Source organism: Pseudomonas sp. 14P_5.3_Bac1, assembly GCF_025466135.1.
GTDB lineage: Bacteria > Pseudomonadota > Gammaproteobacteria > Pseudomonadales > Pseudomonadaceae > Aquipseudomonas.
Map to the genome: position 1 here is coordinate 65,817 of NZ_JANLOF010000091.1, position 12,558 is coordinate 78,374.

Annotated in this window: 12 protein-coding genes and 3 pseudogenes; 6 read left to right on the forward strand and 9 right to left on the reverse strand. The window is 56.1% G+C overall.

The window, feature by feature from the left end:
- Positions 1 to 9 precede the first annotated feature (9 nt).
- From gcvA to NTD89_RS28425, 4 genes are all read left to right on the forward strand, one after another.
- Positions 10 to 915, forward strand: coding sequence for a transcriptional regulator GcvA (gene gcvA / locus NTD89_RS28410; protein WP_262211048.1), 906 nt, complete (start codon positions 10 to 12; stop codon positions 913 to 915).
- Positions 916 to 989: 74 nt separating this feature from the next.
- Positions 990 to 1,817, forward strand: coding sequence for a DMT family transporter (locus NTD89_RS28415; protein WP_262210828.1), 828 nt, complete (start codon positions 990 to 992; stop codon positions 1,815 to 1,817).
- A 38-nt stretch (positions 1,818 to 1,855) separates the two neighbouring features.
- A complete protein-coding gene (locus NTD89_RS28420) occupies positions 1,856 to 2,617 on the forward strand; it encodes an SDR family oxidoreductase (protein WP_262210831.1) in 762 nt (253 codons plus the stop codon).
- 107 nt (positions 2,618 to 2,724) lie between these two features.
- Positions 2,725 to 2,982: a hypothetical protein gene (locus NTD89_RS28425; protein ID WP_262210833.1), complete on the forward strand. Its 258-nt coding sequence runs from the start codon at positions 2,725 to 2,727 to the stop codon at positions 2,980 to 2,982.
- A 32-nt stretch (positions 2,983 to 3,014) separates the two neighbouring features.
- Here NTD89_RS28425 and arr read toward each other — a convergent pair whose 3' ends face one another.
- The gene (gene arr / locus NTD89_RS28430; protein WP_262210835.1) at positions 3,015 to 3,431 is read right to left on the reverse strand and encodes an NAD(+)--rifampin ADP-ribosyltransferase; all 417 of its coding nucleotides are present in this window, start codon (positions 3,429 to 3,431) and stop codon (positions 3,015 to 3,017) included.
- Positions 3,432 to 4,067: 636 nt separating this feature from the next.
- Between arr and NTD89_RS28435 the strand changes: the two genes are divergently transcribed.
- On the forward strand, positions 4,068 to 4,391 hold the full coding sequence (locus NTD89_RS28435) for a hypothetical protein (protein WP_145161003.1): 324 nt from the start codon (positions 4,068 to 4,070) through the stop codon (positions 4,389 to 4,391).
- A gap of 1,174 nt (positions 4,392 to 5,565) precedes the next feature.
- A pseudogene (locus tag NTD89_RS28440) lies at positions 5,566 to 5,853 on the forward strand (phage tail protein); the annotation flags it as partial.
- Here the strand turns inward: NTD89_RS28440 and NTD89_RS28445 are convergent.
- The 8 genes and pseudogenes from NTD89_RS28445 to NTD89_RS28475 all read right to left on the reverse strand — a co-directional run.
- Positions 5,830 to 6,249 (reverse strand): annotated as a pseudogene (locus NTD89_RS28445) (DNA adenine methylase); the annotation flags it as partial. The pseudogenes NTD89_RS28440 and NTD89_RS28445 sit on opposite strands and share 24 nt — an antisense overlap.
- A 149-nt stretch (positions 6,250 to 6,398) precedes the next feature.
- A complete protein-coding gene (locus NTD89_RS28450; protein ID WP_262210837.1) occupies positions 6,399 to 6,941 on the reverse strand; it encodes a lysis protein in 543 nt (180 codons plus the stop codon).
- Entirely contained in the window at positions 6,923 to 7,486 is a 564-nt protein-coding gene (locus NTD89_RS28455; protein WP_262210839.1) for a glycoside hydrolase family 19 protein, read from the reverse strand. The genes NTD89_RS28450 and NTD89_RS28455 overlap by 19 nt, the downstream gene beginning before the upstream one ends.
- Before the next feature lie 605 nt (positions 7,487 to 8,091).
- On the reverse strand, positions 8,092 to 9,138 hold the full coding sequence (locus NTD89_RS28460; RefSeq protein ID WP_262210840.1) for a phage late control D family protein: 1,047 nt from the start codon (positions 9,136 to 9,138) through the stop codon (positions 8,092 to 8,094).
- A 350-nt stretch (positions 9,139 to 9,488) separates the two neighbouring features.
- Positions 9,489 to 10,352, reverse strand: a complete 864-nt coding sequence (locus tag NTD89_RS29655; RefSeq protein ID WP_410017238.1) for a methyl-accepting chemotaxis protein — start codon at positions 10,350 to 10,352, stop codon at positions 9,489 to 9,491.
- Positions 10,347 to 11,201: pseudogene (locus tag NTD89_RS29660) on the reverse strand (MCP four helix bundle domain-containing protein); the annotation flags it as partial. The gene NTD89_RS29655 and the pseudogene NTD89_RS29660, both read right to left, overlap by 6 nt.
- Before the next feature lie 326 nt (positions 11,202 to 11,527).
- Positions 11,528 to 11,734, reverse strand: a complete 207-nt coding sequence (locus tag NTD89_RS28470; RefSeq protein WP_262210844.1) for a tail protein X — start codon at positions 11,732 to 11,734, stop codon at positions 11,528 to 11,530.
- Complete coding sequence (locus NTD89_RS28475; protein WP_262210846.1) at positions 11,709 to 12,554, reverse strand: phage tail protein; 846 nt, start codon at positions 12,552 to 12,554, stop codon at positions 11,709 to 11,711. Before NTD89_RS28475 ends, NTD89_RS28470 begins: the two co-directional genes overlap by 26 nt.
- Between the last annotated feature and the right edge of the window lie 4 nt (positions 12,555 to 12,558).

Below are 12,558 nucleotides of genomic sequence, written 5' to 3' on the forward strand. Positions count from 1 at the left end.
TTGCATTCGATGAGAGACTTACCGCCCACCGCCACCTTGCGCGCCTTTGAGGTTGCCACACGGCATGCCACCTTCACCTCGGCTTCGCAGGAATTGCATGTCACCCAAAGCGCTGTCAGCCATCAGTTAAAACACCTCGAAGCGATTTGGGGCTTGGAGCTTTTTCAGCGCGGCAAGTCGCTGACGTTGACACCCGCCGGCGCCGCGCTTGCGCCGATCGTGCGTGAGTTTTTCATGAACCTGCAAGCCACCCTGTCTGACCTTCGGGAACACAAAGGCCGGATGCGCCTCAAGGTCAGCACCACTTACTCCTTTGCGCTCAAATGGCTGCTTCCCAGGTTGCCGAGTCTGTCGCAGCAGCACCCGGAAATTCTGATCACGCTGGAAACCAGCGACAAAGCCATCACGTTTTCCAGCAGTGAATCTGACGTGGCGATCCGCCTGGGCAATGGCAATTATCCGGGTCTGCATTCGGAGTTTTTGCTCAGGGAACAGATTTTCCCCGTGGCCAGCCCCGATCTCCTGCACCGCTTTGGCATGCCACAAACGCCTGCGCAGTTATTGCGTTACCCATTGCTGACCCGCGACGGCGCAGACCTGGTGCCGAAGTGGGAGGCCTGGTTCCAGCATGTCGGCACGGGCATCGCGGCACTCAAGGAAAGTGTGCGGTTTGCAGACACCAACATGACCATCGAGGCTGCGTTGCTGGGCCAGGGCGTCGCGCTTGCGCGCAGCGGGCATGTCGAAGCGCAGATCCGCGACGGCAGTTTGGTCAGGCTGTTTGATGTGCCGTTCGACTCCCCGGTGGCCTACTATTTTGTCTGCCCAAAAGGCATCGAATCGCAGCCCCACGTCGTCAGTTTTCGTCACTGGCTGATGGAAGCGTCACAGCAGGCACAACTGAGCTACCGCTAAAGCATGAACGTTTGCTCATGCCAGGATGAGGGGACTTCGCTTTAGTGCAGGCGTGACGTTGCTTAGGATGGCGCATGCCTTTTCATATCGTTTTGCTCATTCTCTTCGCCGCCCTCCTGCACGCCAGCTGGAACGCGCTGCTGCGTGGCGGCGCCGACAGGTTGTGGTCGATGACGGTGATGTGCCTGGCGGTGGCCACTGCCAGCGTGCTCATCGCGCCGTTCCTGGCGCCGCCCGCCCGGGCCAGTTGGTGCTACGCCGGGCTGTCGGCGGTACTGCATGTGGGCTATAACCTGTTTCTGGTACGCAGCTACAAGGTTGGCGACCTGGGGCAAACCTATCCGATTTCCCGCGGTTCCTCGCCTATTCTGATCGCCCTCAGCGCTGCGGTTTTTGTCGGGGAAGCAGTCACCGGCGCTGCGCTGCTGGGCATTGCGCTGGTGTCTGGCGGCATCATTTCCCTGGCGTTCAATAAACGCAGGCTTGCCGTTCCCAGCCTGCCGTACGCATTGGGTACTGGGGTTTTTATTGCGGCTTACAGCGTGACCGACGGCATTGGCGCCCGGCTGTCTGGCGCGCCTTTGGCGTATACCGTGTGGATGTGCGCGTTGTGGGGCGTGTTGATGCCTCTGGTGTATATCGGTTTACGTGGGACGCGCAGTTTGTTCAGCTGGCGGCCCGGTGTCGCGACGGCTTTGGGCGGCGGACTGGTCTCGCTGCTGGCCTACGGGATCATCATCTACGCCATGTCCACTGCGCCCATGGGCGCGGTGTCTGCATTGCGTGAAACCAGCGTGTTGTTTGCCGCGCTGATCGGTTATTGGTTTCTCGGCGAGGCATTCACGCTGCGCAAGTTTCTGGCCTGCGCGGTGATCGCGCTCGGCACTGTACTTATCGGCTGAGGCCGTCCGTTGCTGTCACACAGTGAGGTTTACGCGTTATGAGCACCCTTCCCCAGGCCCCTGTCATCCTGATTACCGGTGGCAGCCGCGGCGTCGGTGCGGCCACCGCGCGACTGGCCGCCGCGCGCGGCTACGATGTCGCGATCAGCTACGTGTCCGACGAGGCCGCCGCCCTGGCCGTGGCGAACGACGTGAAAGCCGCCGGACGGCGAGCGCTGGCGGTCCGCGCCGATAGCGCAGAGCCGGAGCAGGTCGCGGCGTTATTCGCCGCGATTGACCGCGAGTTTGGCCGCATCGATGTGCTGGTCAATAACGCGGGCATACTCGGACCACAATCGCGCCTCGAAGACCTCGGCTTTGCACGCATGCAGCGCATCTTCGCGGTCAATGCCATCGGCCCGATGCTGTGCGCGCAACAAGCGGTCAAACGCATGTCCCATCGCCATAAAGGCCGCGGCGGCGTTGTAATCAACGTATCCTCGGGCGCGGCCCGGCTTGGCAGTCCGAACGAATATATCGACTACGCTGCCTCAAAAGGCGCCCTGGAGACGTTCACCATCGGCTTCGCCAAAGAAGTTGCGCGAGACGGCATCCGCGTCAACTGCATCCGCCCCGGCCATATCTACACCGACATGCACGCCAGTGGCGGAGAGCCGGGTCGGGTGGATCGGGTCAAGGACTCAATCCCCATGGGCCGCGGCGGACAACCCGAAGAAGTTGCGCGGGCTATCCTGTGGCTGGCGAGCGATGAAGCGTCGTTCATTACCGGGACGTTTCTTGACGTCACCGGGGGCAAGTGAGGGCAGGACGCCCGGGATTTCATGAGGTATTTGGTAATCCCCAGACCTGGCTGAAAGAGGATGGGGGTGAATGGATTGGACTTCAACCAATGTCAGGTAGGTAGCAGATGGAAGAATTGATGCAGGGGCTCGATGGGCTCAGGACTGCGCAGCAAGAACTGTTTTATGACCTTGAAGATGCGGCGGCGGTTATCGGCTGGTCAGTGGTTGAACTGACGGCCATGGCCGGCACTGGCAGGACGCCGGCCGAAGCGGTGGCGTTGATGAAAATATGTGCGTTGCTGAGAGCTCAGCAGGGGAAAATTGGCCTGTATGCAGATGAGGTCAAAGCGCAGCGCATCGCCAGGTCCGAGGCCCAGGCTTGATCGCTACTCATCAACGCGCAGGTACCGGCCCATCAGTCGAGGATGACATCGCCGCCTTCGGCCTTTAAACGAGCGAGGTTGTCTTTCATCTGCTGCAACCGCTCTGGCGAATGCCCTTGCCACTGGGTCACTTCGGCAACGACCCGCAGTGGATCGCGGGAGCGATAGGACAGCGTCGGATTGCCGGGAAACTTCTTATCCGTGACGTTGGGGTCGTCCACGATCGGGCCCGTGGGCTCTACGACATAAATGCGTTCGCGCTCATTGCCAAGTGCCAGTTCGGCCCCCCAGATAGCGGCGTCCAACGTGCCCGCAAAATAGACCCAGGACAGCGCACGCCCTTCGGTGAAATTGGACGGATAACCAACGCGGATCATGTCTCCCGGCTCGAGGTCAGCCCGAGTGCCGTGAAAGAACTGTCGCGTAAACATGCTGGCGGCGTTTGACATGGGCTCGCTACTCCAAGGATGCGTGGTGCCAGGCCCGCCCGTCTGCAGAGCAAGGCATGCCCTTCTTGTAACTGACAGTCAAACGCCTAAGCAACCTTACGAGGACAGTCCAGCCCCCTGCCGTCAGCCTTGCAATGCAGATAATCGCTCCACAGCCTGAACGCCCGTTGCTGCCTGGCAAATGCCGCCTGCCATTGTTCACCGCCAATTTGCTCAACGGGCGTCGCCATCATCTGCTCCGTTGCCAGGTCCAGTTCTTCTACGAGCTGGCGCCCGTTAGGCATATCCAAAATTAGAGATCGCATAGCTACCTGTCTTATTTGTTCTGTAGATCGACCTCTGTATCCCTTTGATAGTGCGTGGGTTCCGACGAACGGTTACATTTTCTTACAGGCTCAACTGCGAGGGTTCGCAGGCGATGACGGTGCGGGGGTCACCGGCGAGACACACAGACAAGTAATGGAGACGGAGAGGCAAGAGATTTCTCTCTGGAACTTTTTGTAACATTTTATAATTGACGCTTGTTAACAGCCATCGCGAAACAGCAGCGCAGGTTTATCACTTGCGCTGTTAATTGACGATAGCTGAACCGCATAAGCGCTTAATTCACGTGTTATAGGCAAAAGGATAAGGAACATGTCACTGCACAAGTTATTTGCACTGGTCATCACTGTGGCATTGTTGGGCGGCTGCAATGCGCTCGCAGGCAAGACCAACATGTTGAGCGATGATGACGTGAAATCGCAAAGCGCCGGCGCACTGGGCTACGCCCCTGCGGACCTGACTATTGTCAATCGTCAAACCCAGGGCACCAATACCTACGTATTGCTGAAAACCAACGATAACAAGCAATTCAACTGCATTATCAACGGCGGCAATATCTTGACCTTCGGCATGTCCAACCCGCCCTCTTGCGCGAAAAAAGGCGAACAGATAAAGAGCGGGCCGTTTGGGGGATAACTGTCACGCCAACAACAATGGCGTGATCAAATTGGCTCTCGCTGTCAGTCTTTTTATAGTGCAGCGTCAGTGTAAATCGCGTCACTTGCTTCCATGACTGATAAAGGAACGGATCTATTTAGTTGAATAGAGCCGTTCCTTTTTTACTTTGAAAGTTGCCTCGTGTTGTCATCAGGTTACGTCTAGTCGATGTTTCGCGAATAACCGCGCCTGCGCGGCGCAATTCATCCAGATACGCCTCGGCGTTCGCAAGTAGCTGGGGCCTATACAGCCCGGCTGAAAACGGGGAACCGCCGTTGAGGCCAGCACGGCTGACAGCGAAAGCATCACGCTCAAGCCGGGCGCCACCTGCAAGGGCATACCGGGCTATCGCTCGCGAAACCACCTTGTGGCAGTCCGCCCAACGATGCCCGACCCACCCGCAAACGCTATGTGCTTTGTCGTCATTAAACCGGATGACAAGGTTGAGCGCAGTCACTTTGAACGCAATAAAAAACCCCATAGACGTTAATCTACGGGGTTTCTGAGAGTGGAAGCCGAGGTCGGAATCGAACCGGCGTAGGCGGATTTGCAATCCACGAATATCCTTAATTTTTTCAATAGCTTAGATGCATATCAATTCCGCATCACCAACATTTCTACCTCGCTGGAGCCCTCTGAAATCGGGAGCCTCTATCTTGGTTGCGGAATGGATTTTCTATGCTTCATCGCCTACTGTCGGGTAGCCCTCCGGCTTGTCCTATCAAGCCCTCCATTCAACGGCCCGGGATAGGTTCGACTCCCCTCCCCAAAGCCGCGCGGTCCGCTAAGATCCAGGTAATATTGGACCCGCCCAAGTACAAGTATATGAAAGCCTTCGGCGGCTAGTACCGGTCCGTGTTTGGCCCTAAACTTGCCCTAATTCAGAAATCACCTATTCGCTGAGCGATCAGGGCACGGTTGCGACGCTGGTCGTTGGCCCTCCGATGATTTCGAGCCTGAGCCGCAGAGTCCGCATAAGCGCCGGAAGCTTAAAAAGGGTGACGACTTCGAGTACCTGTTGCCTGCTGACTGGGAGAAAGAATGATGGGGCTGCTGAACAGTATTTTGGGGCGCGGCACCGTCGTATTGGCGAACGCGGCGAGAAAAATGTAGACCTTGCAGATGCGTTTGACCGCCGGTGAAGTCAAGGACGGTACCGGATCCTTGCTTGGGTCTGAGTCCTTTCTTTGAAGATAGGCAACTCTCTGTTCGACAGCGACTAGTGGCCATAGGCGGCCAAACGCCCGCCCTCTATGTCGCCATTGCTGTCAGTCAGGGGTATCCCAATGCCACTGTTACCGAATACCGGGCGCCCCGTATTGGGCGTTCTCGTTTTGGACGGTCGCATTTTAGCACTTGGAACGTTCAGTTCATGTGGACGCTGAACACAGGCCGGCGCCGCCGATTGGGTCGACGCTTCGGTGCAAGTTATTGGGGTGATGGCCGGGCCCGTGGTCACAGTACCGAGCGTTTGTCCGGTCACCTTGCCGGCGAAGGCATGATGCTGCAGATAGAAGAATCGCGCGACGCGTTGTATGTCGGTGAGTGTTTCAAGGCGAGTCATCTTCTGCCACTCGAACACCTGGCGGCAACTGAGCGCCCACTTAAACTGGCGCACGAATTCTTCCAGGTGGTTCTGCACGACTCGGTAAAGCGTCACCAGATCGCCGTTGATGTCATTGAGGATTTCAACTGGCGCGGCCTGGGGACGCATGAAGTAGAGCGCAGCGCCGCCGGCAAAGACTTCAACATAGCATTCGTGAGGTGGGAAGAGCGGGATAAGGCGGTCGGCCAGGCGGCGTTTGCCGCCCATCCAAGGGATGATGGGTGTGGACATATAAAAGCAAGACCTTTGCTGTATGGATAAACAGTGCTAGGCTCGCTCCGCTTTGTGCACGAAGCAGGAGCCTTGGCTGGACTTGCAGGGACGTTCTGCGGGAAAGGTGGCCGGGTTGGATGTTGACGCATCCTGCCCGGCCGCTCCTTTTACTTCGGTGTAGAAACATCTTTTGCGTAGGCCTGACAGGCCCGCAGGGCGATCAATCCTCGGTCGCCGGCATCGGTGATTCCGATAATTCGTTGAGCATGCGCTGGGTCAAGTTGGGCTCTTGTGGGGCCATGAACCACGCGGCCGGTGGCGGTGGTGGTTGGCACTGAACAGCTGCCGGTAATTTCGGTAGCGGCGAGTACGACTGACAGCCGCAGATCAGCAGTAGCCAGGCGATCCCGCAGACGAGCCTGCTTGATTTGCTCATCGGTCAATTCCTTGTAGTGGGTTTCGTCTTTGTTACGCAGGCGGAGCTCTAGGGCTAGGCGCTTGTCCTGCTCTGTACGCTGCAGAGCAGCAGACGCTTGGGATATTTCGTTGAGGGTGTCCGCCTGCAGCCGGGCTTGCCGCTCCAGCACCCTGCCATAACGCCAGTCCTGAGCAGTCCAGGCAAATGCTGCAGATCCTGCGACCACCACCATTAACAGCAAGCTGATAGCGGCGATACGGAACTGCGCTGGGATCAGATTGAAGAGACGCATAACACCGCCCTCGCCCTGGCCCACAACTGCATCCGGTCCTCCAGGCCATTAAGGCCGCCGTTGATCCGGCGAGTGATCGTGTTGAACTGGTCCTGATCCGCGAGCGCATTCAGCCCGTTTACCGACCAGAACCACGCTGCAGATTCGGCAGCCCACTGCGGCAATTCCAGTAATTCTGGCGTGCGGAGCAATCGCTCATCGCCGAACAGTGCCAGGCTGCAACGCAGGTAGTTGTCGTGGCCGGTCACCTGGATCAACCCACGACCGCGATACCGCTGACCATCGCCGTCGGCCGCCGGCGTATTACCAAGTTTGGCAGCCAGGGCGCCGGTGTCGTATTTGCTCAGGTACTGATCGCCGCCCAGTTCGCGGACGTACTGCAGTTGACCAGACTCGTGTCCCACCTGGGCGAGAAAAGCTGTGATGCGCCTCGTACCAACGATGCCGAATCGATTCATGGCTGCGTTCAGTACAGGAACAAAAACGCCGGCTTTGCGGCCGGCGTTCGGGAGGATTTGCAGTAACTGATGTTCGGTGATTGGCATGGCTTTCTCCATTCAAAAAAACCGATGAGCGAACTCTGACGGTTGTTTCTTTTTTTTTTCAACTTTGAGAAGATCACCCTTGCTACTAATGGCAGTAAGCCTTTATTGCTAGCGTGAGGACAGGAGGCTTTATGGAGCAAATTCGGCTGAACAAGGCTCTATTATCATTGAGTGCAGAGTTTCAAACAGGGGCTTCCCTAGTTGATATTCAATCTAGCGTTCATGATTTTGAAGCAGTGAAAAAGCTTGGGGAGTGCGGACTGCTAAATTGCAAAGTTGCCCTCCTTGATCATGGGCAATATTGCATAACATGGACGTCAAAACTCCCTTTCACCTCGTCGGGACATACGCATATTACTCGCATTAAAGCGAGTCTTGACAGCTCGTTTAGCGAAGTTAAAGCGCCCCCCTGTCGCTGGGATAACACTTTAAAATATAGGCAGGGTTTCTGACGAAAATTCCACGATGCCGTAGTAAATCATGCTCCGTATGTATCGTGCAGGAGCAAAAACACCGGCTTGGCGGCGAGCATTCGGTTCTATGCTTATGCAGCCGCGGTCCACTCACAGACACAAAAAACCGCACTAACTCAGCGATGCGATCCACTACTGCTTCTCGACGCTCAATACTTTGAGCGGCTTCTTTTCCTTCTTTTTCTTGCCTTTGGATTTACCTTGCTTGCCCGCATTGCACTCCACCGTGGTCGACCAGCCTGATTGGGTGAACACCTGCTCGACCGAATCCGCCAGGTATTCGCCATCAAGACCAACCTTGAAACCCTGCACGTTGATTGATCGCTCCGCGAACAGATCTGTCCGCCCGGGCATCTCAAGCCGCACGTCAGCAGTCGAACGATTGAACGCTGCCAAACGGGCCTTGGCGGCCGCTTCAGCGGCGGTTTTGTTCGGGTAGATATGTCGGTCGGTATGAACCGCCGGCAAGCCATCAGGAGCATCGACGTTGTCGACGGTGACCACCACTAACTTGCCGTCCTTTTTGTTCTGGTGCTTGGTCGATACGGCCTTGTGCGAATTGCGATCCCCCAAGCTGAACTGCCATCGGCTGAGGTCGCTGCGGGTCAGGGTGATCGCACCGAACGCTTTGCCGCTGGCGGTCTGCCCGCCCTGGCGCGGCATCACCAACAACTTGCCGTCTGCGACCTTAGCCGTGCAGTCGTACTGCTTTGCCAGGCGCGTAATGAAATTAAAATCGGACTCGTTGAGTTGATCCACGCGCGCGACCTTCGTCGCTACCTGGCACCCCGCTTGCCATCCATTGCGTGCGGCGATGTCAGCCACAATTTTGGACAGCGGCACGTCCTCCCAACTACCACTACGGATGGTCTTGCCGCTGCCTCGCATGTCGCTGGCCTTGCCCTTTATCACAATCGTATCCGGCGGTCCGAACACCTCGACCGAATCCACCGCATAACGCCCCAGGCGCTTCAGGGATGTTTCGGCATATCCCAGATAGATCTCGACAGAGCTGCCGCGCCGAGGCAGCGCCACTTGGCCGTCACGATCATCTATTCGTAATTCAAACTCGTCGGAATCCATTCCCGGCTTGTCTGAGGTGCGAAGCAACAACAAGCGATCATTGATCTTGGCTGTAATATCGGCACCATCGGCGACGATTCGAAAAGTGGGAGTCATGGAATTAGTCCAAAAAAAACCCGCGTAGGGCGGGTCATGATCAAAGTATCGTCACATTTATCGCAACGTAGAGAATTGCACTAGCTTGGCCACTTATTCGCATTCGACCTGACTGTTCGTTTGCCTCAGATTTGACGAGCAAACCAGGCCGGCCACCGCCGGCAGAATTCGACTCAATGCTGCATTCCAGAACGTACTGGCTATTGACGACTGGTCTAGGGGCTTAAAAAAGTAAGGGCGATTCAAGCGTGATGCAAAGCCGCCCCTGAAGGCTGAAGAAGGCGGCAATGACAAGCACATAATCGAGGCGCTGCCGTGTTATGGATAAAATGGAAGTTAGCAAGGGTGAATCAGATCTTGAACTTGGCCACCAAAGTTTTAAAAGAAACCGCGAGACGTGAAAGCTCCAGCGTCGATTCGTTGGTTTGTCTGGCGCCGCTTGAACTTTGGGTGGACAGGTCTTGGATATTGACCAAATTACGGTCGACTTCGCGGGCGACCGAGGCTTGTTCTTCAGACGCGCTTGCGATCACCATGTTGCGCTCGTTGATTTGCGAAACACCTGCAGTGATCCGCTCCAAGGCATGACCCGCTTCTGCTGCTTGCGATTGGGTTTCTACGGCCAGTGCTTGACTCTTGCTCATGGCAACAACTGCTTCATCAGCGCCTGTTCGCACTGCGTTGATCATGGTCTCAATGTCGCCAGTCGAAGATTGAGTGCGATGCGCTAGTGCGCGCACTTCATCAGCCACCACAGCGAAGCCCCTGCCTTGTTCGCCAGCCCGTGCGGCCTCAATCGCTGCGTTGAGTGCCAGGAGGTTGGTCTGTTCGGCGATTGCGCGGATAACGTCCAGCACCTTGCTAATTTCCCTTATCTGGGCTGCCAGCGTTTCGACTTTTTGCGTGGATTCGCCCACTCCTGTGGCCATGGTTGTGATAGATCGGATGGTATTCCTAACCTGATCGCCACCAGTTAATGCATCACGGCTGGTTTGCTCCGAGGCATCAGAGGTGCTCACGGCATTGCGCGCTACTTCTTCAACCGCCGCCGTCAACTCATTGACCGCCGTTGCAGCTTGTTGAATTTCGTCATTTTGACGGATCAATCCTTGCGAACTTTCGTTGGTCACCGCGCTCAGCTGTTCTGCAGCAGCGGCCAACTGATTAGAAGCGTCAGCGATTTCACGAATTGTGCCTTTCAAATTGCGCTGCATTGTGCCAAATGCCCCCAGCAGTAGTCCTATTTCGTCTGTACCCCCATGCTCGATATCAACCGTAAGGTCACCGGCAGCGATGCGCTGTGCACTTCGAAGAGCACTATTGATGGGATGTGTTATTGATCGCGTGATTACCAATCCGATGGTGATTGCAAGTGCGAAGGCGACTAGCACGCCGATCCCAAGCATCCAGTCTGCCTTGCTGGTGGTCATGTCTGCAGAAGCCCCTGCCTCAGCGCTTTGACGTTCATTTGAGGCAATGATCAACTTCAACGCGTCGTTGTTTTTGTTGTAAACCGGTGTGACTTGCTCCTTGAATGATTTCAGCGCGGCGTCGATATTCCCGCTTTGGACATCAATGACCATCTGGTTAGAAAGCGCGATGTAGGTCGGCCAATCCTTTTCAAACTGATCGCCTGCGGTCCGTTCGTCATCATCCAAAGGCGTTTGCCGGTATCGCTTGAAAAGTGTCTCGACGTCCTGCTGGTTGTCTTTGAGCGATTGTAGCGCCGCGTCAAACTCCGACTGAGGGCCTTGGGTCATCTTAATTAGCAGGATTTTATAAAGGTCGCGGTAATGTGCGATCTCGTTGGCCCTGGCATTGCTTGATTTGTCAATCGATACCAGGCCATTACTCAGGATACCCTGAGTGTTAGTGTTGACCGAGCTAATGCCTAATTTTCCCACAAAGCCAACTGCGAGCGTGATGCAGGCACATAGTACGAAACTCATGATCAATTTTGTCGCCAGTTTCGTGTTGGTAAGAAGGCTCATTCTATTAACCTCGGTTTTCAAAGTATGGAAGCAGAATTTCGATCGCAAAGTCTCGCCGCTATGTGAGCGCATCGGTGAATTCGCGGATTTCTGAAGGCTCGGCAACGAAAAATAAGGGATGCATTCAGGGTATTGACAGAAATGTGGACGCTACGGTTAGACCTTCCTAAAAAATCTATAACGATTGTCGAGATGCTCGTGCCGGATGAGTGCTGGCGCGAAATATCAACTCATAACTGGCTCTTCCCTCCTGAGGGCCACGCTGGGTTGAATTCCGCCCCTGGTGGACACCCAGTATGCTGGTCAAATTTGACGCAAATACATGATCAGGACCAATGGAATTGAGTCTTGATTGCAATGCAATTACGCAAACGTGCTGCAGGCGATGTTGTTCGTAGTCAATCCCACAAACTAATCCCCTCCTCGGTCGGGCTTGGCAGGTCTGGTAGCACGATCACCACGCCAGCACGGTAAGGCTGGGGCTCATCCGCTAATCCCTGATTGGCATCAAGTACCGCCTCAACGGTGCCATTGAGATGGCCGTAAACGTTATGGCAAATGACATCGAGCATGTCACCGTCAGATGTTCTGCATGTCGTCGCCATATCGCGCAAACTCCAAAGTGAACCCTTGTTTACGGGGAATCCCGCCGTGCAACAGCGCGCCCTGTTCCTCGTTGATTGTCTTCAAGCACCAGGTACCGATCACCTCGCCATAGCCAGTGGTCAGGGTCAGCGGCTGCAGCCGACCGCCGATGGTGCGCAAGGTGTCCAGCTGCTTGAGGCCCCCCTTGAAGCCTGGGTAAATCGTTCCTTTGAGTGTGAGTTTTTCCTCACCCAGGCCCACGGCCTGCTGCGCCGGTCGCCGCGACAGTCGCTCCTGGGAAGCCCAACGGAATTCAGTCGAGCGGCTCAGCTCGTCGAAAGCCGCAGTGTCCAAGTTGAAATAATACGGCTGAACCTTGGGGTCGCGGGGCTGGATGATCAGCAGGTGCGGAAACGGTTTCACCGCTTCCGGTGCCGGCGTTGCATCCATCGCAAAGGCACTGGTAGGCACAATGTTCGCCAACGAAGGACTGACATTACCGGCGATCTTGTTGATTGCCGTAGCAGCCTTGCCCGCCTGTTCCTTCAGTGTGCCCATTCGTTCCTGAACTTCGGCGGCCGCCCGTGTCGCACGGCCGTACACGGCCGCCACCTGGCCGACCTTGGCCTGTGCTGCATTCACACCACGCATGACCCGCTGTAACTTGGCACCAACTGACGGCCCCACGAACGGGATATTTTCCAACTCTGATGCAGCGCCGGTTATCTCCCTGATCGCGCCGTTGACTGGCCCAAGCATACCGTTAGCACTTCGCCTGCCAGCCTCCCCGGCTTCGACCAGGTACTTGAGGCCCGATTGCATCAGTTCCATATAAGCCATTGGG

Coding starts and splice junctions, on each gene's coding strand:
- NTD89_RS28435 (WP_145161003.1), top strand. CDS start 4,068: ATGTCACTGCACAAGTTATTTGCACTGGTCATCACTGTGGCATTGTTG.
- gcvA (WP_262211048.1), top strand. CDS start 10: ATGAGAGACTTACCGCCCACCGCCACCTTGCGCGCCTTTGAGGTTGCC.
- NTD89_RS28455 (WP_262210839.1), bottom strand. CDS start 7,486: ATGCCAATCACCGAACATCAGTTACTGCAAATCCTCCCGAACGCCGGC.
- arr (WP_262210835.1), bottom strand. CDS start 3,431: ATGTCAAACGCCGCCAGCATGTTTACGCGACAGTTCTTTCACGGCACT.
- NTD89_RS28415 (WP_262210828.1), top strand. CDS start 990: ATGCCTTTTCATATCGTTTTGCTCATTCTCTTCGCCGCCCTCCTGCAC.
- NTD89_RS28470 (WP_262210844.1), bottom strand. CDS start 11,734: ATGGCGACGACATGCAGAACATCTGACGGTGACATGCTCGATGTCATT.
- NTD89_RS28475 (WP_262210846.1), bottom strand. CDS start 12,554: ATGGCTTATATGGAACTGATGCAATCGGGCCTCAAGTACCTGGTCGAA.
- NTD89_RS28425 (WP_262210833.1), top strand. CDS start 2,725: ATGGAAGAATTGATGCAGGGGCTCGATGGGCTCAGGACTGCGCAGCAA.
- NTD89_RS28450 (WP_262210837.1), bottom strand. CDS start 6,941: ATGCGTCTCTTCAATCTGATCCCAGCGCAGTTCCGTATCGCCGCTATC.
- NTD89_RS28420 (WP_262210831.1), top strand. CDS start 1,856: ATGAGCACCCTTCCCCAGGCCCCTGTCATCCTGATTACCGGTGGCAGC.
- NTD89_RS29655 (WP_410017238.1), bottom strand. CDS start 10,352: ATGCAGCGCAATTTGAAAGGCACAATTCGTGAAATCGCTGACGCTTCT.
- NTD89_RS28460 (WP_262210840.1), bottom strand. CDS start 9,138: ATGACTCCCACTTTTCGAATCGTCGCCGATGGTGCCGATATTACAGCC.